Origin of the sequence: Exiguobacterium sp. TDN 0502 (assembly GCF_050846835.1) — a bacterium.
Lineage (GTDB): Bacteria > Bacillota > Bacilli > Exiguobacteriales > Exiguobacteriaceae > Exiguobacterium_A.
On sequence record NZ_JBOZGJ010000009.1, the window covers coordinates 39,245 to 60,327 of the forward strand.

General features: G+C 50.7%; 19 protein-coding genes and 2 riboswitches. Of the genes, 9 read left to right on the forward strand and 10 right to left on the reverse strand.

The annotated features are described in order from the left end of the window. Positions 1–155: 155 nt before the first annotated feature. The 8 genes from ACRPK8_RS10625 to treC all read left to right on the forward strand — a co-directional run bounded on the left by ACRPK8_RS10625 (position 156) and on the right by treC (position 8,661). Positions 156–524 carry a GntR family transcriptional regulator gene (locus tag ACRPK8_RS10625; protein WP_432238195.1) on the forward strand — a complete coding sequence of 123 codons (369 nt, stop codon included), beginning with the start codon at positions 156–158 and terminating at the stop codon, positions 522–524. Further along, positions 518–1,384, forward strand: a complete 867-nt coding sequence (locus tag ACRPK8_RS10630) for an ATP-binding cassette domain-containing protein (protein WP_432238196.1) — start codon at positions 518–520, stop codon at positions 1,382–1,384. Before ACRPK8_RS10625 ends, ACRPK8_RS10630 begins: the two co-directional genes overlap by 7 nt. Continuing rightward, on the forward strand, positions 1,377–2,342 hold the full coding sequence (locus ACRPK8_RS10635) for an ABC transporter permease subunit (RefSeq protein WP_432238197.1): 966 nt from the start codon (positions 1,377–1,379) through the stop codon (positions 2,340–2,342). The genes ACRPK8_RS10630 and ACRPK8_RS10635 overlap by 8 nt, the downstream gene beginning before the upstream one ends. A 172-nt stretch (positions 2,343–2,514) precedes the next feature. Next, positions 2,515–3,873, forward strand: a complete 1,359-nt coding sequence (locus ACRPK8_RS10640) for an alkaline phosphatase (protein ID WP_432238198.1) — start codon at positions 2,515–2,517, stop codon at positions 3,871–3,873. An 11-nt stretch (positions 3,874–3,884) separates the two neighbouring features. Then, positions 3,885–4,532, forward strand: a complete 648-nt coding sequence (locus ACRPK8_RS10645) for a DUF4352 domain-containing protein (RefSeq protein ID WP_432238199.1) — start codon at positions 3,885–3,887, stop codon at positions 4,530–4,532. A 142-nt stretch (positions 4,533–4,674) separates the two neighbouring features. After that, the gene (gene treR / locus ACRPK8_RS10650) at positions 4,675–5,382 is read left to right on the forward strand and encodes a trehalose operon repressor (RefSeq protein WP_432238200.1); all 708 of its coding nucleotides are present in this window, start codon (positions 4,675–4,677) and stop codon (positions 5,380–5,382) included. Between the two features lie 177 nt (positions 5,383–5,559). Beyond that, complete coding sequence (treP, locus tag ACRPK8_RS10655; RefSeq protein ID WP_432238201.1) at positions 5,560–6,999, forward strand: PTS system trehalose-specific EIIBC component; 1,440 nt, start codon at positions 5,560–5,562, stop codon at positions 6,997–6,999. Positions 7,000–7,020: 21 nt separating this feature from the next. Then, positions 7,021–8,661 (forward strand): alpha,alpha-phosphotrehalase, encoded by a 1,641-nt coding sequence (gene treC, locus ACRPK8_RS10660; RefSeq protein WP_432238202.1) that lies wholly within the window; start codon positions 7,021–7,023, stop codon positions 8,659–8,661. A gap of 124 nt (positions 8,662–8,785) precedes the next feature. On the opposite strand, the gene ACRPK8_RS10665 is transcribed toward treC, so the two are convergent. Further along, complete coding sequence (locus ACRPK8_RS10665; RefSeq protein WP_432238203.1) at positions 8,786–10,144, reverse strand: alanine/glycine:cation symporter family protein; 1,359 nt, start codon at positions 10,142–10,144, stop codon at positions 8,786–8,788. 189 nt (positions 10,145–10,333) lie between these two features. Between ACRPK8_RS10665 and ACRPK8_RS10670 the strand changes: the two genes are divergently transcribed. Then, entirely contained in the window at positions 10,334–12,037 is a 1,704-nt protein-coding gene (locus ACRPK8_RS10670; RefSeq protein ID WP_432238204.1) for a methyl-accepting chemotaxis protein, read from the forward strand. Between the two features lie 47 nt (positions 12,038–12,084). Here the strand turns inward: ACRPK8_RS10670 and ACRPK8_RS10675 are convergent, their stop codons facing one another. From ACRPK8_RS10675 to ACRPK8_RS10715, 9 genes are all read right to left on the reverse strand, one after another. Beyond that, complete coding sequence (locus ACRPK8_RS10675) at positions 12,085–12,912, reverse strand: DUF6612 family protein (RefSeq protein WP_432238205.1); 828 nt, start codon at positions 12,910–12,912, stop codon at positions 12,085–12,087. Between the two features lie 428 nt (positions 12,913–13,340). Beyond that, positions 13,341–13,799, reverse strand: coding sequence for a 6,7-dimethyl-8-ribityllumazine synthase (ribH, locus tag ACRPK8_RS10680; RefSeq protein WP_035395821.1), 459 nt, complete (start codon positions 13,797–13,799; stop codon positions 13,341–13,343). Beyond that, positions 13,796–14,986, reverse strand: a complete 1,191-nt coding sequence (gene ribB, locus ACRPK8_RS10685) for a 3,4-dihydroxy-2-butanone-4-phosphate synthase (protein ID WP_432238206.1) — start codon at positions 14,984–14,986, stop codon at positions 13,796–13,798. The genes ribH and ribB overlap by 4 nt, the downstream gene beginning before the upstream one ends. Beyond that, a complete protein-coding gene (ribE, locus tag ACRPK8_RS10690; RefSeq protein WP_432238207.1) occupies positions 14,986–15,612 on the reverse strand; it encodes a riboflavin synthase in 627 nt (208 codons plus the stop codon). Before ribE ends, ribB begins: the two co-directional genes overlap by 1 nt. Continuing rightward, on the reverse strand, positions 15,597–16,637 hold the full coding sequence (gene ribD, locus ACRPK8_RS10695) for a bifunctional diaminohydroxyphosphoribosylaminopyrimidine deaminase/5-amino-6-(5-phosphoribosylamino)uracil reductase RibD (RefSeq protein WP_432238208.1): 1,041 nt from the start codon (positions 16,635–16,637) through the stop codon (positions 15,597–15,599). Before ribD ends, ribE begins: the two co-directional genes overlap by 16 nt. 159 nt (positions 16,638–16,796) lie before the next feature. Then, positions 16,797–16,941: riboswitch (FMN riboswitch) on the reverse strand. Positions 16,942–17,124: 183 nt separating this feature from the next. Then, entirely contained in the window at positions 17,125–18,330 is a 1,206-nt protein-coding gene (locus tag ACRPK8_RS10700) for a M20 family metallopeptidase (RefSeq protein WP_432238209.1), read from the reverse strand. 22 nt (positions 18,331–18,352) lie between these two features. Further along, positions 18,353–19,171 carry a MetQ/NlpA family ABC transporter substrate-binding protein gene (locus ACRPK8_RS10705; protein ID WP_432238210.1) on the reverse strand — a complete coding sequence of 273 codons (819 nt, stop codon included), beginning with the start codon at positions 19,169–19,171 and terminating at the stop codon, positions 18,353–18,355. A 19-nt stretch (positions 19,172–19,190) separates the two neighbouring features. After that, positions 19,191–19,841 carry a methionine ABC transporter permease gene (locus tag ACRPK8_RS10710; protein WP_029342774.1) on the reverse strand — a complete coding sequence of 217 codons (651 nt, stop codon included), beginning with the start codon at positions 19,839–19,841 and terminating at the stop codon, positions 19,191–19,193. Next, complete coding sequence (locus ACRPK8_RS10715; protein ID WP_432238211.1) at positions 19,831–20,859, reverse strand: methionine ABC transporter ATP-binding protein; 1,029 nt, start codon at positions 20,857–20,859, stop codon at positions 19,831–19,833. The genes ACRPK8_RS10710 and ACRPK8_RS10715 overlap by 11 nt, the downstream gene beginning before the upstream one ends. Before the next feature lie 87 nt (positions 20,860–20,946). Beyond that, a riboswitch (SAM riboswitch) is annotated at positions 20,947–21,051 on the reverse strand. Between the last annotated feature and the right edge of the window lie 32 nt (positions 21,052–21,083).

Sequence of the window (21,083 nt, forward strand, 5' to 3'; positions counted from 1 at the left end):
TCGGTCATCCTTCCTGGCGGTTCTTCTGTCGTCAGTATAGCAAATATTACGAAAGAAGGCGTACCTGTCTTCTTGAAAAGAGTCGTTGACAGATTGATTCCCACTTCCTATAATTGGTGTATTAATTGAATTAGTACACTTAAGGAGGTGAAGAGATGTTCACCGTCGATCCGAAAAGCCCGTTGCCGATTTACGAACAGTTAGTCACGCAAATCATCCGCTCGATTGCCCGTGGTCTCCTTCGCTCCGGCGAACAGATGCCGTCCGTCCGTGAACTTGCCAGTACACTCCTCGTCAATCCGAACACCGTCTCCCGCGCCTATCAGGAACTCGAGAGCCGCAACTTCATCGTCACGATGCGCGGGAAGGGCTCCTTCATCTCAGACATCCCCCTCAGTGAAGTCAAACAAGTCGCCATCCAGGATCCACTCATCCGCCTTTGCTCCGTCGCCGACGAACTCTCTATTTCAAACGAAGAACTCTATCAACTCATCCAACACATAAGGGAGGATTCCTCATGTTGACCGTTTCTCATTTAACGAAACAAATCGACCGTACGATGATTTATGAAAATGCATCCTTCACTCTACCAGCAGGAACGATTACTGCCCTGATTGGTCGTAATGGTGCCGGAAAAACGACGTTGTTGAAAACACTCGTCGGTTCCCTTGAGCCGACACGCGGGAAGGTCGAATGGAACGGCGAATCGATTCATCACGTTCCGAAGACGCGGGAACATCTCTTCCTCGTCCCGGACTCTGTCTCCGTCTATCGCCAGATGACGCTCGGTGAATTAATCAACTTCTATCACGCGTTCTATCCGAACTTCGAGAAAACGTATATCGAAAACTACTGTCGTTCGTCGAACCTCGATCGCGGACGTCGCGTCACTTCTTTATCAAAGGGCCAAGCCCAGTTGTTCCTTCTTCAGCTTGCGTTCGCGACGAATGCCCCGGTTCTCTTACTTGACGAACCGACGGACGGACTTGACCGGATCAATAAACGTGATTACTTAAAACAACTCGTCTCGTTACTTGCCGAGCGCCAGACCGCCGTTCTGATTGCATCCCATCAGCTCGAAGAACTCGATTCGCTCGCTGACCGTGTCATGACGATTGAAAAACACCTTGTCCGCGAACCGAAGGCACTCGATGATGCCAAAGCCAGCATGCAGAAATGGCAAGTCGTCTATGAAGATGTTCCTGAACTCAATCATGCCGATCTCCATGTCTTATCACAAACCGGTCGGGTCGTGACGCTGCTCGTCTTGTCGGATGCAGGCGCGCAGTATCTCGAAACGACGCGTCCTCTATTAAAGGATGCCTTACCGGTGCAGATGGAAGACTACTTCTTAGGAACATTTGGAGGGAAACGACATGGTTAAGCAATTGATCCGCTATCACATCAAACAAGGCATCTGGCCGCTCGCCTGTTTCATTCTGCTTGCGATCTTCAGTTATGGATTTGGCAGTTATACGGTCATCAATGAGTTCGAGAACTACGATCCGTCTCAGCAACCTGATTTACTGCAAACCGTGCTCGTCAGTCCATTTTTTGCTGGATTCGCTGCAATTCTGATCGCCGTCTTTGCGATCCTGATGCTCGGTTCGGAGCGCGGAAGTGGTCGCAGTCTGATTTTACATGCCTTACCATTCCCGAAGGTCTGGCTGTTCTGGATCAAGTGGACGATCGGCGTCGCGACATTGATCGTCTTCCCGTTGATTGGTTTTTTCGCCAGTTGGTTATTACTACAAGCATTCGGTATCAATCCCTTTGATTACGTCACCCTCTTGGCACTCTCAAAAGATTTTGGTCTTTACCTTCTATTTGATGTGACGATTTTGACGATTTTCCTATTCGCCGGAACGATTGCCGGTGATATCATCGGACAATTGTTACTCGGGACGTTCTTCTTGTTCTTGAACTATTTCACGTATTTCAGTGTCTATGCCGTCGCCTTGCTTGGTTTCGGGACCCAGGAGACCGATTTATCGAAACCACTCGATTTCCTAATGACGATTACGGCACCGTTCGCCTTACTGTTCCAATATGAGAACCTTCTTTATCCTGTCTTATTCAATTTCGCTTTGACGATTATCTTACTTCTCTTCGGCAGTCGCCTCTACGTCAAAGGTGAAAACGAACGACTCGGTCGGTTTACGATTTTCCCGAAGTTACACCCGGCACTCATCATCACGTTCTCGATCTATACGACGATCCTGCTTGCAGGAATCATTGGTCTGATTTCGTCCGAGAATCAGTTCCTGTACTGGCTCGCAATCGCGATTCTCGCCTGGCCGACGTTCAGCTCTTACCGTCGGATGATCGGGTGGAGTCGTTAATCCATACACAGGTAGCCCTTCTGAGATGATTTTCAGAAGGGCTATTCGTTTGTCATCGTTTCTTCATAAACCTTTACAAACGGTCCATATGGATTTCACATTTTCTCCGTAAGGTTGTGTTTGTAGGTCGTATCGATCGTCACATCCCACCATCTTCCGAGGAGGAACTCTCATGAAATTAAAACGCCTAATCCCGATTTTTGCCTTATCAACCCTTTCCCTGAGCACGATGATCTCGATGCCGGAAGCAGAAGCGAAAGCCAAACATACTCACTCACCCGAAATCCGGAACGTCATTTTCCTGATTGGTGACGGCATGGGCGTCTCGTACACGTCGGCCTATCGTTACTTAAAAAATGATCCGTCGACGACGGTCGCTGAACGAACAGCATTTGATCAATACCTTGTCGGCCAACAGATGACTTACCCGGAAGATGCGAAAGAAAACATCACTGATTCCGCATCGGCTGCGACAGCGATGTCGTCCGGTGTGAAGACGTACAATGCGGCGATTGCGGTCGATAATGATAAATCAGAAGTCAAGACGGTTCTTGAAGCAGCAAAAGAACGCGGTAAGTCAACCGGTCTCGTTGCGACATCGGAGATCACGCATGCGACGCCTGCATCATTCGGTGCTCATGATGAAAGCCGGAAAAACATGAACGCGATCGCAGATGACTACTTCAAGGAACGCATCAATGGGAAACACAAGATCGACGTCATGCTCGGTGGCGGAAAATCAAACTTCGTCCGTCCGGACGTCGATTTGACGAAAGCATTCAAGAAAGACGGTTACAGCTACGTCACGGATCTGGATCAATTGCAAGGCGACAAAAACAAACAGGTCCTCGGTCTGTTCGCAGATGGCGGACTTCCAAAACGGATCGACCGCGAAAACTCAGTTCCGTCACTTGAACAAATGACGAACGCTGCCATCAAGCGACTCGATTCGAATAAAAAAGGATTCTTCCTGATGGTCGAAGGCAGTCAGATCGACTGGGCGGGTCACGACAATGATATCGTCGGTGCGATGAGCGAGATGGAAGACTTCGAGCGGGCATTCAAAGCCGCGATTGATTTCGCGAAGAAAGATAAGCACACACTCGTCGTCGCGACAGCCGACCACTCGACAGGCGGCTATTCGATTGGAGCGGACGGCATCTATAACTGGTTCGCCGAGCCAATCAAAGCGGCGAAGAAAACACCTGACTTCATGGCGCAACGAATCGTCGACGGTGCGGACGTCCGTAAGACATTGACGACGTACATCGACCAGAACAAACTCGCCTTGACGGACAAAGAAATCGAGAGCATTTCTCGTGCTGCGGAATCGAAGAAACTGCTTGAAATCGATAATGCGATCGAAGACATCTTCAACGAACGCTCACACACTGGCTGGACGACAGGTGGACATACAGGTGAAGACGTTCCTGTTTACGCATTTGGTCCGGCAAAAGAACGCTTCGCGGGACAAGTCGATAATACGGATCACGCGAAAATCATCTTCGATCTCTTGAAATCGAAAAAATAAGGAGACTTTTCATGAAACGGATACTTGCTACTTTGATGCTCGGGACGGTGCTCGCCGGTTGTGGGCATTCCGCATCACAGGATACGCCAACAGAACCATCGTCTGCGAAACAGAAGCAGTCGGTATCGCTTGAAAAGACGAACGCTTATGTTCCGAACCCTCAAATTCCAGACGACCGCAAGTTGACGAAAGTCAATCAGACCGTCACGGACGACAAGGGAGAACTGACGCTGAAAGACATCAAACGAGTCAATGAAACACGGAAAATCGGTCCGATCGAAATGACGATCGAGGAAATCAAAGTGTTTCATGACCGTCCCAGTTACGGTATGATCGATTTCTTCCACGGCTTCACACACGAAGAGTCATTTGATGTGGTAAAGACGCGGGTGACGATCACGAATACGAGTGATGAGCCCGTCACGTTCAATCCGGTCGCCCACTTCAAACTCGATGACGCAACTGAAAAGACACTCGAGGATGATGTCTATCTCGAGTCGCTCGCTAAAACGTATGCGCCGTCAGAATCACGGAGCGGGAACTTCGGCTTCATAACGGAAAAACCTGTTCAATCCATCGAACTGTTGACGAGTGATGTTCTCGATGAAAAACAGGATGTCTTAAAAAAAGGAATCCGGTTCTCAACTTCTCTTCGTTAATGCCGCATACTTCCGCTCCATTCTCGTTCCGGTCGCTCCTCCGGATCCAGAATGGGGCGTTTTTTGGTTCTGACCCGAATGGATGCGCTGAATCGTTCCGTGCTACACTAGAAATACCATTTGAGTGCAAAGGACGGATTTTATGCCGAAATACTTAACCATTTATCATCATCTCGTACAACGGATCCAAGACGGGACGCTTTCGGCTGAGACGAAACTGCCTTCGGAAACCGAACTAATGCAAGAATTCGAGGCGAGTCGTGGAACGGTCCGAAAAGCGATCGACGCCCTTCAGGAAAAAGGATTCGTCCGCAAACACCAAGGAAAGGGTGTCTTCGTCCTATCGCAGGAAGCCATCGAGTTCCAATTCAATGGCATCGTCAGTTTCTCGGAAGCACACCGCCGGATGGGACGACATGCCGTCGAGACGGATGTGTTATCGTGCGAAGTCCATTCCGCTTCCGCTGAGCTCGCTTCGTTATTACATGTGGCACAAGGAACGGACGTGACACGCATCGAACGGATTCGTCGTATCGACGGTGAGCGTGTCATCCGTGATATCAATTATTTCGTGACGGAACTCGTACCAGGACTGACAGCCGACATTGCTAAAGGTTCGATCTACCAGTACGTCGAGGAGACGCTCGGCCGGCAAATCAGCTATGCGAAACGCAAGATCGAGGCACGCCCCGCGACTACGGAAGATCGCGAACGACTCGACCTCCATGATATGTCGCATGTCATCGTCGTCACGAACGACACGTACTATTATGAGGGGCAGCACTTCGAGCGAACGGAATCGCGTCATCGGCTCGATAAATTTCAATTTACCGATATTGCCCGTCGTTGACCGCGCATGAAAGGAGGAAAACCGTTTGTCGGTTCCCTCCTTTTTTTACATTCTTAACTTATCTATATAAGTACTTGACCGACTTATATAGATAAGTTAAGATAAGTGTGCGCAGATAAGAAAACGTTTTCATTTCAAAAGTGGTCGAGTATGTCACTTCTAAAAAGGAGCATCGAGATGAAACCAAACTATCGTCAGATTGCAGAACAAATCATTGAGAACATCGGGGGCAAGGAGAACATTGAGCAGGCAGCCCACTGTGTCACCCGTCTTCGTTTAACCTTAAAAAACCAGGAGCTGGTCGACCAGGATGCCTTACTTGAAGTCCCGCTCGTCAAAGGGGCATTCTTAAACGCCGGCGTCTATCAAATCGTCATCGGTGCCGGCGACGTCGACCGGGTCTATGCTGAGTTCATTCAATTAACCGGCTTACAGGCAACGACGATCGCAGACGTCAAATCGTCTGGTGCCGCAAAGATGAACCCGTTCCAAAAGTTGATTAAAGTCTTTTCCGATGTTTTCATGCCCATCATCCCAGCGATCATCGTCGCCGGTCTCTTAATGGGAATCAATAATCTGTTCGGCATCGAGTTCGGCGGCAAGACGATGATTGACCGGTACCAGAATCTACAAGGGTTATGGGACCTGATTAATATGATGGCAAATACCGCTTTCGTCTTCCTCCCGGCACTCGTCGGCTGGTCGGCAACAAAACGTTTCGGCGGTAGTGAGATTCTCGGGATCGTCATGGGGCTGATGCTCGTACACCCGGACCTTCTGAATGCTTGGAACTACGGACAAAGTGCCTTAAAGGGTGAAATCCAGACGTTCAACATTCTCGGTCTCTTTGAAATTGAAAAAGTCGGCTATCAGGGACAAATTTTACCGGTACTTGCCGCAGCTTATGTCCTCAGTACGATTGAACGTTGGCTCAAACAACGGGTCCCGAATGCGATTCAATTACTCGTCGTACCGATTACGACGATCACGTTGACTGGATTCCTTGCCCTTGCCGTCATCGGACCGGTCACGCGTCAAGTCGGTGACTGGATTACGATTGGTGTCGTCAATACGTTCGAAGCTGTTCCGTTACTTGGTGCCCTACTCTTTGGCGCACTCTACGCGCCACTCGTCATCACCGGCATGCACCACATGTTCATCGCCGTTGACCTACAGTTGATCGGACAAAGTGGAACGACGTTCATCTGGCCGATGATTGCGCTTTCGAACATCGCCCAAGGTTCAGCGACACTTGCGATGCTCTTCCTTGCGAAAAACGCCAACGATAAGAACATGGCGTCGACGTCTGCACTCTCCGCCTACTTCGGGATTACGGAACCCGCCATGTTCGGGGTCAATCTCCGGTTCAAGTATCCGTTTTACGCGGCACTCGTCGGTTCAGCCATCGCATCTGCCTTCATCGCCGTCAGCGGTGTCCTCGCTCCTGCGATTGGTGTCGGTGGACTACCGGCTTTCATCTCGATCGTACCGGGCTCGATCCTGTCCTTCATCGTCGGCATGGTCATCGCAATCGTCATTCCGGTCGCCTGTACGTTCCTGTTCCACTACGTCTCAACGAAACGCGCAAAAAAAGCCGCACTGAACAAAGCGGCGTAATTTTAGAAAGGTGTGTATCTGATGATCACGACAACCGATTGGCGCAAATCCGCCGTTTATCAAATCTACCCGAAGAGTTTTTACAGCCCGGAAGGCAAAGCAACCGGCACGTTACGCGGTGTCACTGCCAAACTCGATTATCTGGCGGATCTTGGTGTCGATTACCTCTGGTTGACGCCGGTCTATGCCTCACCGCAAAACGATAACGGCTATGATGTCAGCGATTATTATGCGATCGACCCCTCGTATGGCACGATGGCTGATTTTGAGACGTTACTGTCAGAAGCGAAACGACGCGGTCTGTCCGTCATGATGGACATCGTCGTCAATCACTGCTCGACGTCGCACGCCTGGTTCGAAGAAGGACGTCATCCGGATAGTCCATACCATGACTACTTCATCTGGCGTGAGACACCGAACGACTGGATCTCAAAATTCGGTGGTCCGGCATGGTCCTTCGATGAAGTCGCCGGCAAGTACTATCTGCATCTGTTTGATCAAACGCAAGCGGACCTGAACTGGGAAAACCCGCGTCTTCGGGAAGAAGTTTACGCCATGATGCGTTTTTGGCGGGATAAAGGCGTCGGCGGTTTCCGACTTGACGTCATCAATCTGATCTCAAAGACACCTGGATTACCAAACGACCCGACTGGAGACGGACGCGTCTATTACACAGATGGTCCGAACGTCCATGACTACTTGCAGGAGATGAATGAACAGGTCTTTGCCGGATACGATCTCCTGACGGTCGGCGAGATGTCGTCGACGTCGCTCGACCACTGCCTCCGTTACGCAGCACTCGACGAACAAGAGCTGAAGATGACGTTCAACTTTCACCATTTAAAGGTCGATTATCCGAACGGGGAGAAATGGACGGCAGCCCCGTTTGATTTCACGCAACTGAAACAGATCTTCTCCGACTGGCAATCCGGCATGAACGGACAAGCCTGGAACGCGATCTTTTGGTGTAACCATGACCAGCCACGCGTCGTCAGCCGTTTCGGTGATGATGTCACGTATCGTGTCGAAAGTGCAAAGATGCTTGCGACGACACTTCACGGTCTACAGGGCACGCCGTATATCTATCAAGGGGAAGAAATCGGGATGCCGAACCCGGACTTCACGGACTTATCCGACTACCGTGATGTCGAGACGTTGAACGCTTATCAGGAAGCACGGGACAACGGTATACCGGAAGAAGCGATTCTCGCTGCCATCCGTCAAAAATCGCGCGATAATGCGCGGACGCCGATGCCGTGGTCGGACGCTCCGAACGGCGGATTTAGCATGCGTGAACCGTGGATTCCCGTTTCGCCGACGTATGACCGGATCAATGTCGAAACCGCTGTCGCTGATCCGGACTCGGTCTATCACCATTACAAACGATTGATTCAGCTCCGTAAACAGTATGACGTTCTGACGGACGGAACATATCGTCTGTTGACCCAGGACGACCCGTCACTCTGGGCGTACGAACGTGCAACGAGCGAAGAAGAATTGCTCGTCATCTCGAACTTCTACGGAACGGATGCGACGTTCACGTTACCTCGTGACGGATCGGACTATACGGTGCTTATTCATAACTATCAGCAGATGCAGACAACAGATCACATGCTGACGTTACGTCCTTACGAATCACTGATGATTTATCGTAAAAAGTGATGCAGATTCGCAATTCCTTTCGACCAAATAAAAAGGGAGATCACCATCCGAGTACATGACCCGGAACGTGATCTCCCTTTTTTCATACTTCATCATATGCGGGCTCGTTTTCAGAGCATGTATCCTACGAAACCTTCCGATTCGCTCCTTCCTTTCTCAACTGTTCGCGGAACAGTCGTGTCTCGGCAATGACGACGCCGGACAATCCAATTAAACCGATTAAGTTCGGAATGGCCATCAATCCGTTGAAGACGTCGGAAATTGCCCAAACCATGTTCAGGTTCGTCGTCATCGCACCTGCTCCGGCAACTAAAACAAACAAGATCCGGTATGGCAGGATCGATTTTTGACCAAATAGGTAATAAATCGACTTTTCACCATAGTACGACCAGCCGAGAACAGTCGAGTAGGCGAACATGACGAGACCGATCGTGACGATATATTTCCCCGTCGGTCCAAGGAAGACCTCAAAACTTGCTGTCGTTAATTCAACGCCCTGCAAGTCCGTATCGAGCTGACCACCCATGACGAGTGTCAGACCTGTCATCGAACAGACGACCAGTGTATCGAGGAAGACCTGTGTCATCGAAACGAGTGCCTGACGTCCCGGAAAATCCGTCTTCGCTGCCGCTGCTGCAATCGGTGCTGAACCAAGACCTGCTTCGTTCGAGAAGACACCACGTGCAACACCATAGCGAATCGCAGCCCCGATCGCTCCACCGGCGATTGCTTCGTTTGAGAACGTACTGCTGAAGATCGTTGAGACGGCACCTGGAATCAAGTCATAGTTCATAATCAAAATGAGCAGTCCGCTTCCGACATAGAAGAAAATCATGAACGGAACAAACAGACTGACGACCTTACCGATTGATTTGACTCCACCGAGGATGACGACACCCGTCAGGACCATCAAAGCGATTCCCGTCACGTAGAGCGGGACATCAAATGTTGATTTCATTGCTAAGGCGACCGAGTTCGTCTGAACCCCGTTTCCGATTCCGAACGCGGCGATCGAAGCGAATGCGGCGAACAAGACACCGAGCCATTTCTGCTTCAGTCCACGCTCGAGGTAATACATCGGTCCCCCTGCCATTTGCCCTTTCTCGTCCACGACACGGTATTTGACGGCAAGAATCGCCTCTGCGTACTTTGTCGCCATCCCGAATAATCCGGATAACCACATCCAGACGATGGCACCCGGTCCCCCAAGAACGACAGCCGTTGCAACACCGACGATATTCCCCGTACCGACGGTTGCAGCGAGTGCTGTCATCAACGCTTGGAAGTGACTAATGTCCCCTTCCGATTTGTCATCCTGTTGTTTCGAGAAGGCGAGCTTCAACGCATACGGTAATTTGGTAATTTGAATGAAGCCTAAGCGAATCGTCAAGTAAATCCCCGTACCGACTAAGAGAATGAGCAACGGTGGTCCCCAGACGAAATCGGACGCCGTACTAATCCAGTCACTAACTGTTTTCCCCATTCGAGTTACCTCCCTTAAAAAGTATGTAGTTCCTTACCATCTTTTCAGAATTTACTGATAATTGTCAAACCCTTTTTTCGAAAAACTATTCTGACTATTAATTTTTTCAATAATAAGTAAATTTTTTACTCGTGCAGGTATAATCAAGAAAACGAATCGTTCATCTCGCAAAACAAAGGAGCGAATCACATGAAGATTAAAACGAAGCTTATCTTATTGTCCTCCATCCTTTTGCTTAGCTTGATTGGTGTCGGATTGTACGGTGGATTCTCTCTGAGTCAGGTCGACCAAGAGAGTCAAACGATCACCTCCTCCTGGATTCCCGGTCTGAACCTGTCTCATGAAACGAACACGGCATTATCTGACCTGCGACGTGTTGAATTACTGCATATTCAAGAAAACGATCCCGAGGTCAAGGCGGGCTATGATCAGCGCGTCAAGGATGGACTAGCGAACATCGATGCCAATCTCGCTAAATATGAGAAAACGATCTATTTGAAATCGGACCGCCTGCTGTTTAACGATCTTGCGAAAAAATGGCAGACATTCAAGGAAACAACGGATCGCCTGCTTGTGCTGAGTACCCCGCAAACGCAGGAAGAAGCGGTCACCTATTATGAAGGCGAAAGCCGCGACTCTTATTTCGCGGTTTCCGATCAACTGACGAAAATCGTTACCTTCAACAATCAGCAGGCCGAGAAAAATGGTGCCGCCATCACGCATGCCGCGAATACGGCTCACCTCATCCTATTCAGCATCATCGGTCTAGTCAGTCTGCTCGCTGTGATCTTCACCGTCCTGATTTTACGATCCATCTTCGGACCCCTCCGGCAACTGCAGGCGAAGACTCATGAACTGGCGACGCAGGGCGGCGACTTGACCGCCCAGCTCGACGTCGTACGCAACGATGAAATCGGTCAGATTGCCCGGTCGATGAACCAGTTCATCGCTAGTTTACGGACCATCATCGTGCAGGTCGATGACACCGCGACACATGTCGTATCGACTTCCCGTCACGTCTCCGGGCGAATCGGCGAACTCGATCAGGATATGGCCTCAACGTCACATACGATCGAAAACTTATCCGCTGGCATGCAGGAGACCGCTGCTTCAGCCGAAGAGATGAACTCGTCTGCCGTCGACATGGAAGCAACGATCCATGAGATCGTCTCGAGTGCTGAAGCCAATGGCAGCCGGGCAAAAGAAGTCGATCGTCGGGCAACGTCGCTGCAAGCCGTTGCTACAGATGCTAAACTGACCGCTACTCAAATCCTTGCCGAGACCAAAACACGACTCGAAGAGGCGATGGTCCGGGCGAAAGCCGTCAAGGAAATTTCCGTCTTATCTGATGCCATCCTGTCGATTGCAGCACAAACGAATCTATTATCCCTCAACGCATCGATTGAAGCGGCACGAGCCGGGGACGTCGGTCGCGGGTTCGCCGTCGTCGCAGATGAGATCCGTAAACTTGCCGAAAGCAGTCGCGATACCGTCGAACAAATTCAAGACGTTTCCCTCTCCGTCATCGAATCCGTCGAACAGTTGAATACCGCTTCGGGTGAGATGCTGTCCTTCATTGATACGAAGGTCGTCAAGGACTACGATTTGTTCGAAGATGCCTCTGTCCAGTACCGGGATGATGCCAAGTTATTCGGCGATGCGGCGGAACACTTCGCCACTCAGGCCGGTCAGCTCCAGGAACTGACGGCAAACATGCTCGGCGTCATCCACGACGTTGCGGTCACCGTCAATGACGGGGCACAGGGAACACAGTCGATGTCCGAGCAAATCAACCACTCCGTCCAGGCATTCCGGGATGTCCATGAACAAACGTCCGTCAGTCAACAGCAAGCAGAGTCACTCAAAGAGGTCCTCCGCCAATTCCAGGTCTAAAACAAATCAGCCCCTCCGCTTCTGATTGGAAGAGAGGGGCTGATCGCTTATTGGCCGGCGCCCGTAAGCGGTTGAGCATCTTTTGCTTCTGCCGGTAGTTTGATTTCATTGATCTCATTGAATTTCGAGAACGTCGATTGATTGGTCATCGTGAAATCTGTCTCTTTTTCGACTGCGAAGACCATCTCCATATCCAGGGATTTCGGATAGAATGTCTTGGCATCGTAGGTCATCTTATAGTTCATCTTCTTATAATCGATGCTGTCCATCGCATCTTTCATCTGCGCCATTTGTCCCGTCTGTTCGAGTGAATCTTTCATGAAGGACTTCAGATCGTCACCACTCAGTTTGACGTCGATCTGATAGACGTCGCCATCTTTTTTCGCAGTCCAGTTATCCTTGTATTTTTTGAGAAGCTGCAGGTTTTGTTCAGTTGACGCTGATGATTCCATCGTCTCGACCATTTCTCCGAGTTCTGAAACATCCTGAACGAGCCATTGTCCGTTTTGCGACAGATACATCTTGTCGTCGACGATATAACTTTCAAGCGACATATCTTTTCCGTCCTGCGGATTTTTCATCGTCATCGTCTGATGCATCGCGAGCGGTTTCTGAATGATGTCTGCTGAGACTTTCTGATCCATCGCCATCTCGCCCGCTTTCGAATTGACCATTCCTTCCATGTGGAACGACTTGATATCTTCTTGTGCCGCCGTCGCTTTTTTCAACAGTTCCGTGTTCGAGAGTTCCCCCGACTTCGCCGAACCGGATCCATCACTACTGCCACTGCTTGAATCAGTCTGTCCATCTTGGCATCCGGCGAGACCGATCGATGCCGCAACGATCCCCGTTGCCAGCCACCTTGTTTTCTTCATGTTCATTTCCTCCTTTATACGTATTACCCTGATTTACGAAAATGATTGGAAAATGTTTCAAAGTTTCTTTATTAGACCATTACCGTTCTCCTTAAAATTGAACCCTTAAATTTCAAATCTACTATCCTTTTTTTGAAATTTGGTTCAGTGTTCGCGAGATTTCTGCAAAAAAACGGGCTGACTCAAAAAAAGAATGATGCGTCTTTTCACGCCCTTTCCTCAGGCGAGACACAAGCCAGTTTTCCTGCTTCATTCAAGCAGGAAAGCGGGTCTTGTTCGTCTCTGACAGCGCATAAATGCGCTTGTCCCTGTAGGAGTGGCGTGTGACGCGTCATTCTTTTTGTTACGAGATAAGGATGGCAGATCATCATTCTGCCACCCTTATCTTTGTAGAGACTGACTTTTGAGTCAGTCCCGTCTCTGTTTCGTCAGATCGTCCGTAAAAGATTCGCCATCTCGATCGCGGAAACTGCTGCTTCGTAGCCTTTATTCCCAGCTTTCGTACCGGCACGTTCGACTGCTTGCTCGATTGAATCCGTCGTCAGGACACCGAAGATGATCGGAACGCCGGTATCGCGCGACGCACTCGCGACCCCTTTCGCGACCTCGTTACAGACGTAATCATAGTGTGACGTCGCCCCGCGGATGACGGCGCCAAGCGTGATGACAGCATCATACTTACCGCTTTTCGCTAACTTTTCCGCGACGAGCGGAATTTCGAATGCTCCCGGAACCCACGCTGTATCGACAGCATCTGCTGCAACACCATGGCGACGGAAAGCATCGTTCGCTCCTCCGACGAGTTTTGATGTGATCAGTTCATTGAATCGTGCAGCGACGATTGCGACGCGTAGTCCTTCTCCTGTTAAGAAACCTTCGTAAATCATGATGTGTGTCCTCCTTGGATATCGAGCCAGTGCCCGAGTTTTGATTGTTTTGTTTGCAGGTAACGCTGATTTTCCGGCTCAGCCGGTATTTGATGGGGAACACGTTCGATGATTTCGATTCCCTCTTGTTCGAGCACCCGTTGTTTGTCCGGATTGTTCGTCATCAAGCGAATCTTCGTCACGCCGAGATCGCGCAACATGTTGGCTGCGACCGTGTAGTCACGCATGTCTGTCGGATAACCGAGTGCATGGTTCGCTTCGACCGTGTCGAGTCCTTGTTCCTGCAATTCATACGCTTTTAGCTTCGCCATCAAACCGATGCCGCGTCCTTCCTGACGTAAATAGAGGACTGCGCCGCCTTCTCGTTCGATCCGTTCGAGTGCCGCATCGAGTTGTGGACCACAATCGCAACGTTTTGAACCGAAGACGTCTCCCGTCAGGCATTCCGAGTGCAGACGGACGAGCATCCCATCGTGCGCTTCACCGGATAAGACGGCGACATGTTCTTTTTTATCTTGTGTCGTATAGCCGATCATCCGAAAAGCTCCGAACGTCGTCGGAAGCAACACCTCCGCTTCTCGCGTCAATGGTCGCTCGAGATACGCGACGAGCGCTTCGATCGTGATCAGCTTCAAGCCATGTTCTTCCTTATAGAGAAGTAAATCATCGACCCGTGCCATCGTGCCGTCTTCCTTGATGATTTCACAGATGACAGCGATCTCTTCACTGCCAGCAAGACGGGCAAGATCGACGCCTGCTTCCGTATGTCCGCGTCGTTCCCGGACTCCACCCTCTTTTGCGATCAACGGGAAGATATGACCCGGTCGCTTAAAACGTTCCGGTCCATCCGTCAGCATCCGCTGGATCGTGAGCGATCGTTCTTCGGCACTGATGCCGGTCTTCGCCTCTTCATGATCGATGCTGAGCGTAAATGCCGTACCGTGCGGATCGGTATTATTCGCTGTCATCGGAGCAAGATCGAGTCGCTGTGCGATCCGCGGACTGACCGGTACACAGACGAGTCCTTTTCCGTGCGTGATCATGAAGTTGATGTTTTCCGGTGTCGCATGTTCTGCGAGCATGACGAGATCGCCTTCATTCTCCCGGTCCTCATCATCACAGACGATGATCGGTCGTCCGTTCTTCAAATCTTCTATCGCCTCTTCAATCAAGTCGAATCCGTTCATTACATGTCGCCTCCTAAGAATGCTGCCCAGTCCGTTTGCTTCTCCTGCTGCGTGAAATGATAGAGATGTTTCGCCATCATGTCACACTCGATATTAACGACTGCACCGCTTGCCAATCGATCAAACGTCGTCACTTGACGTGAGTGCGGAATCAATGAAATCGAGATCGTTTCCGGCGTGACCCGTTGCAACGTCAGGCTCGTACCGTTGATCGCGATCGACCCTTTCGGAATGCAATACTTTTGCCACGATCCGACATCAAACGTATAGACCATCGCTTCTCCATCCGGTCGCCGACTGATCAGCCGTGCCGTTCCGTCGATGTGCCCACTGACGAAATGTCCACCGAAGCGACCGTCTGCCGGCATCGCTCGTTCGAGTTGCAACGGGCTTCCGACCCGGTATGTGCCGAGTGCTGTCGAGCGAATCGTGTCATGGACGGCATCCGCCGTGAAACCAGTCGGGCTCATCGACGTGACCGTCAAACAAATCCCGTCGACGGCGATGCTGTCACCAATCTTCGTTCCTTCAAGCACCCGGCGCGCTTCGATTTCAAGTGCTAATCCGTTCGGACGCGGAATCTTTCGTTTTAATGTCCCGACTTCTTCAATCAATCCGGTGAACATGTCGTCTCCTCCTTTCGGATATACGTTAGATGGAGATCCGGTCCGACCGTTTCAATCTGGTCGATTTGAAAACGATCTTCGATATCGTGTTGACCGTTCCAGGCAGTTCCTTCAAAAATCGATGGTGCCTGATAAACTTCGATTCGGTCGACGAGATCGGCTTCAAAGAATGCGGCTTGAATCGTCGGTCCACCCTCAATCAAGATACTGCGAATGTCTTGTTCATATAAGCGTTTCAAAATTGCTTCCGGCGTCTCATACTCACCAACGAGTACTGTCACCTGATCATGACTGATCCGTGGAACACTCGTCAGCCAGTAGGTTGGATTTTTACCATCGCGGAAGACCTGCGCCGTCTCCGGTACCCGACCACGACGGTCGACGATCACCCGAATCGGCTCGATGCCTGACGCTGCGCGTAAGGTCAGTGCCGGATCATCGACGAGGACCGTCTCACTGCCGACGAGGATCGCATCATGACGAGCTCGCAGGGCGCGACCATTTGCGCGTGCTTCTTCCGACGTGATCCAGCGTTGTTCACCTGTCGCTGCGATCCCGTTCATCGTCTGCGCGATTTTGACGGTCACGGTCGGACGTTTCCGTTCGATCGTTTTCCAAAACGTATCGTAGAGGGCTTCCGCTTCGCGTCGTAATAATCCGACCTCGACTTCGATTCCTGCGTCCCGTAGCCGCTTGATGCCGGAACCGGCGACAATCGCATGTTTGTCCTCCGTTGCGACGAAGACCCGTTTGATCCCAGCTTCTAAAATCGCTTCCGTGCATGGTGGCGTCTTACCGTGATGGTTGCATGGTTCGAGCGTCACGTAGAGATCAGCACCACGGGCGGCTTCTCCTGCCATCCGTAAGGCTTCGACCTCTGCATGCGGCCCACCAGCAAACCGGTGCGCACCAAAGCCGATGATCCTCCCTTGTTTGACGATGACACAGCCAACACTTGGATTCGGACTTGTTTGTCCGTTTAACATATGTGCTAATTGCATGGCATAACTCATCATCTGTGACATCGCGTTCACTCCTTTCAATTAAAAAAAGACGCCCCTTGAGAAAGGGGCGTCTTTATAGAAGGGTTCACGAAATACACGTTTCGCTCACTGCATTTTTTCATGCAGAAAGAGACCGTCTCCTGAAAACATTTTTTCAGAAAACAGCTTGAATCGCGTCGTTTCGTTCTTCTCCCATCCGGACTTTACCGTCGGCCTTGGAATCTCACCAAGTCAGCCATGATGCGTACATCATGGGTCGCGGGCTCGTCGATCGATCGATCGCATCACCGCCGGTTGGGATTTTCACCCTACCCCGAAGAACTGGATTATTGAGTTATACAGCTTTAGCCTAGCATATCTTTTTCAAGAAAACAAAGCGCAAATGCTTCTGTCTTGTCTCTTTTTTGATTTCTCTCCAGTTCTGTCATCCATCACCAATTTGTTATTTACCGGATACGAAAAACGACTGGAGCACCTGATAGCAGTACGTCCAGTCGTTGTGTTCTTCTTACAAATAGCCGTTCTTCCGGTCGTGGAATTCTTGCGCGATCGCTCCGCGCGTCCGTTCATCCGCGAGGACACGAAGTGCTGTCCGCGCGAGGATTTTAGCGCCAGTGATCAACGCTTCATCTCCAGCTTCTGAACGAGCTGCTTCTTTAAACGCTTCCGTATGGGCGACGAGATCGTCCGGCCCGATCTTGATATACGGATGAATCGTCGGGATGACTTGACTGATGTTACCGGCATCCGTCGAGCCAAGCCCCGGACGTTCGTCCAAGTGGACCGTTTCGCCGAGCGCTTCTGCTTCTTCTTGGAACAGACGATCAAACGCCCGGTTGAAGACGAGGTTATCGACTTCATTTTGGAAGGCGATGACGTCAAGCGTCGCCCCGGTTGCGAGTGCCGCGCCTTCGGCAACAGCTTTGACTTTTTCCGTGACGGCATTCAATCGTTCCCGTGTCGTCGCTCGGATGAAGAAACGTGCTTTTGCGTATTCCGGAATGATGTTCGGAGCATCGCCACCATGGGTGATGATCCCATGGATCCGGACATCATCCGGTAACTGCTGGCGTAACGCGTTGATGCCGTTAAAGAGTTGAATGACCGCGTCGAGGGCGTTGATCCCTTCTTCCGGCGACGCTGCTGCGTGTGCCGGACGACCCGTAAAGGCAAAGTCGAGCGGGTCGACCGCAAGGGAAGAACCCGTGATCCGCGTTTGTCCCGAAGGATGGACCATCAAGGCAGCATCGATTCCTTCGAGTAACTGATGTTTGACGAAACTACCTTTTGCACTACCGTTCGGTCCACCTTCTTCAGCCGGTGTTCCAAGCACGACGACACTCCCGCCGACTTCATCGAGGACTTTACTGAGCGCGATCGCTGCCGCGACACTCGTCGTTCCGATGATGTTATGTCCGCACGCGTGACCGATGCCCGGCAACGCATCATACTCAGCAAGAAAGGCAATCGTCGCACCTGGTCGGTCGCTCGTCTTCTTCGCAAAGAACGCGGTCTCGTGTCCTGCGATACCAAGTTCTACTGTAAAGCCTTCTGCCGTCAGACGCTCCGCATGGAGCCGCGAAGCAAAGAATTCCTCGTTCCCGATTTCCGGCGTCGCATGAATCCGGTGACTCGTCTCAAGGTACGATTCCCGTTTTTGTTCGATATCCTGTTCAATCGTCTCTACCCATGTCGTGCGTACTGGTGTCGTCATACTGTCCACTCCCCTTTTGAAGTTATTCGCCGATGTCGCTCAGTGGAACGAACGTTGGAATTGAGCTGCCTTTGTATTCTTTTTTGATGAAGGCCGCGACATCTTTTTGTTGATACAGCGACGCGATTTTCTTTAGTTCTTTTTTGTTCTTGTCTTCCGTCCGTGTCGCGATGATGTTGATGTATGGTTTTGCGGTCTCGTTCTCATGAACGATCGAGTCCTTGATCGGGTTGAAGCCGGCGTCAACGGCGATGCCATTATTGATGATCGATGCCGCGACGTCCGGTAAGACACGTGGTGTTTGTCCGGCGACGATTGGGACGATTTTCAGCTTCTTCGGATTCTCGACGATCTTATCGACCGAACCGTTGCCGTCGAAGTCGTCCGGTAACTTGATCAGACCTGCTTCTTGCAGTAACAAGAGGGCGCGTCCCATGTTCGTCGCTTCGTTCGGAACGGCGATTTTCCCACCAGTCGGAATGTCTTTGACGTCCTTGTATTTATCTGAGTAAATTCCCATCGGTGCGATGACGGTCGTCGCAATCGGTGACAGTTTCAACTTATGTTCCTTTTTGAAGGCGTTGAAGTAGGAAATCGTCTGGAAGGCATTGGCGTCGATCTCGCCCTCAGCCAGTGCCATGTTCGGCTGGACATAATCGGAGAACTTGACGAGTTCGATTTTGATGCCCTCCTTCTTTGCTTTTTTTGCGACGTAATCCCAGACTTGTGTATCCGAACCGCTGACGCCGAGCTTGATCGTCTTTTCGTCTTCTCCTGATGCTGAGCACCCGGCAAATAAAATCGTCGTCAGTGTTGCTCCAATGGCTATTGCTTTTTTCATGGCTGAATCGCTCCCTTGATTAATGTCTTCTGATTTTTCGTGCGACGATGTTGCCTGTCGTCTGTAAGCCTTGAACTAAAATAACGAGAATCCCGACCGTGATGATCATGACTTTCGTATCGAACCGTTGATAGCCGTAAGTGATCGCTAAATCACCGAGACCACCGCCACCGATCGCCCCTGCCATCGCCGACGCACCGATCAAGCCGATCGTCGCAATCGTCAGATTAAGGATCAGTGAACCGAGTGCTTCCGGTAAGAGGAAGCGGAAAATCGTTTGAAACGGTGTCGCTCCCATCGCTTCTGCTGCTTCAAGAACACCCTTGTCGACTTCAAGCAATGAACTCTCAATCAAACGCGCCATGTACGGTGCGGCGTAAAAGACGAGCGGGACGATGGCGGCTTCAGTCCCAATCGACGTCTGAACGATCAAGCGCGTCAACGGGATGATCGCGACGAGTAGGATGATGAACGGAATCGAGCGAAAAATGTTGACGATACTGTTGAAGAACGTGAACAACGGGACGTTTTCAAGCAATGCTCCTTTTCGCGTTACGACAAGCAGGATACCGAGTGGTAAGCCGATCAACGTCGAGAATAAAAGTGAGACGGATACCATCGTCATCGTCTGCAAGAATGCTGTCCAAATATCACTGTAGTTAACTAGCATGGGCAAGCACCTCCTCGACCGTCACCTGCGCCTGATCGATGTACTGTAACGCTCGTTTCACTTCAGCCGGCTCACCGATCAACTCGACGAGCAAGGTGCCAAACGGTGTCTCCTGCAACTCCGTGATGCTACCGTGTAGGATGTTGACATCAACGTCGAAGCGTTTCGCGACTTGCGATAAGAGTGGCTGCCCGGTGTGATGTCCGAGAAAATGAATCTTATAGATCGGATGTGTATTCCGCGACTCGATCAACTGACGAATCGATGCCGGAATCTCATCATGCATGACGGAGCGGACGAAGTTCCGCGCTGTCTCGGTCTTCGGATTCGAGAAGACATCAAAGACCGTTCCCGACTCGATCAGCTTCCCGGCTTCGATCACGGCGACCCGGTCGCAAATCTCTCGGATGACGCCCATTTCATGGGTGATCAAGAGAATCGTGATCCCGTACTCGGCATTGATCCGTTTTAGCAACTGGAGAATATGGTGTGTCGTCTGGGGATCAAGTGCTGACGTCGCTTCGTCACATAAGAGGACGGAAGGTTGCGTCGCTAGTGCCCGGGCGATGCCGACACGCTGTTTCTGTCCACCCGACAATTGATCCGGATAATGGTCCGCCTTGTCCGCTAGATCGACGAATTCGAGTAACTCCGTCACCCTGCGGCGAATCTCGTCTTTCTTGACGCCTGCGAGAACAAGAGGTTTTGCGACATTCGTAAAGACCGTGTTTGCATTCAGTAGATTGAAGTGTTGAAAGATCATCCCGATCCGCTGTTTCGCTTGGCGTAACTTTTTCGGTGATAGCTGTGTCAAATCTTCTCCGTCAACCGTCACCGTTCCTGATGTTGGTCGTTCTAATAGATTGACGCAACGGAGCAGTGAACTTTTTCCGGCACCGCTAAAGCCGATGACACCAAAGATTTCGCCTTTTTCGATCGTCAGGTCGACACCGTCGAGCGCTGCAATCGTCTGATCCTTCGTGACGTATGTTTTCTTGACTTGATGAAATGCAATCATTCCGTTTTCCCCCTTCATTCAACAAAAAAAGGTCTCTTCTTGAGAAACAAGAAGAGACCTGGATCCGCACAGTGGCAGAATCCACTCCACTCATCTCTCAGACAGCTGTCTGATGGAATTGGCACAGTGCTCATAAGTGAGTCTGTTGCCGAGGTTTCGTAGGGCCAGTCCCTCCACCTCTCTGGATAAGTATTGCGGTATGAAATTCGTTATGTGTGTTGTTG

What these genes read in the sequence shown, in the direction of transcription:
- ACRPK8_RS10640 (WP_432238198.1), top strand. Translation starts at nt 2,515, where the DNA reads ATGAAATTAAAACGCCTAATCCCGATTTTTGCCTTATCAACCCTTTCC.
- ACRPK8_RS10705 (WP_432238210.1), bottom strand. Translation starts at nt 19,171, where the DNA reads ATGAAAAAAGCAATAGCCATTGGAGCAACACTGACGACGATTTTATTT.
- treP (WP_432238201.1), top strand. Translation starts at nt 5,560, where the DNA reads ATGAAACCAAACTATCGTCAGATTGCAGAACAAATCATTGAGAACATC.
- ACRPK8_RS10645 (WP_432238199.1), top strand. Translation starts at nt 3,885, where the DNA reads ATGAAACGGATACTTGCTACTTTGATGCTCGGGACGGTGCTCGCCGGT.
- ribE (WP_432238207.1), bottom strand. Translation starts at nt 15,612, where the DNA reads ATGTTCACCGGATTGATTGAAGAAGTCGGGACATTAAAACGAAAGATT.
- ACRPK8_RS10665 (WP_432238203.1), bottom strand. Translation starts at nt 10,144, where the DNA reads ATGGGGAAAACAGTTAGTGACTGGATTAGTACGGCGTCCGATTTCGTC.
- ACRPK8_RS10670 (WP_432238204.1), top strand. Translation starts at nt 10,334, where the DNA reads ATGAAGATTAAAACGAAGCTTATCTTATTGTCCTCCATCCTTTTGCTT.
- ACRPK8_RS10675 (WP_432238205.1), bottom strand. Translation starts at nt 12,912, where the DNA reads ATGAAGAAAACAAGGTGGCTGGCAACGGGGATCGTTGCGGCATCGATC.
- ribD (WP_432238208.1), bottom strand. Translation starts at nt 16,637, where the DNA reads ATGTCACAGATGATGAGTTATGCCATGCAATTAGCACATATGTTAAAC.
- ACRPK8_RS10710 (WP_029342774.1), bottom strand. Translation starts at nt 19,841, where the DNA reads ATGCTAGTTAACTACAGTGATATTTGGACAGCATTCTTGCAGACGATG.
- ACRPK8_RS10625 (WP_432238195.1), top strand. Translation starts at nt 156, where the DNA reads ATGTTCACCGTCGATCCGAAAAGCCCGTTGCCGATTTACGAACAGTTA.
- ACRPK8_RS10635 (WP_432238197.1), top strand. Translation starts at nt 1,377, where the DNA reads ATGGTTAAGCAATTGATCCGCTATCACATCAAACAAGGCATCTGGCCG.
- ACRPK8_RS10700 (WP_432238209.1), bottom strand. Translation starts at nt 18,330, where the DNA reads ATGACGACACCAGTACGCACGACATGGGTAGAGACGATTGAACAGGAT.
- ACRPK8_RS10630 (WP_432238196.1), top strand. Translation starts at nt 518, where the DNA reads ATGTTGACCGTTTCTCATTTAACGAAACAAATCGACCGTACGATGATT.
- ACRPK8_RS10715 (WP_432238211.1), bottom strand. Translation starts at nt 20,859, where the DNA reads ATGATTGCATTTCATCAAGTCAAGAAAACATACGTCACGAAGGATCAG.
- treC (WP_432238202.1), top strand. Translation starts at nt 7,021, where the DNA reads ATGATCACGACAACCGATTGGCGCAAATCCGCCGTTTATCAAATCTAC.
- treR (WP_432238200.1), top strand. Translation starts at nt 4,675, where the DNA reads ATGCCGAAATACTTAACCATTTATCATCATCTCGTACAACGGATCCAA.
- ribB (WP_432238206.1), bottom strand. Translation starts at nt 14,986, where the DNA reads ATGAACGGATTCGACTTGATTGAAGAGGCGATAGAAGATTTGAAGAAC.
- ribH (WP_035395821.1), bottom strand. Translation starts at nt 13,799, where the DNA reads ATGATTTACGAAGGTTTCTTAACAGGAGAAGGACTACGCGTCGCAATC.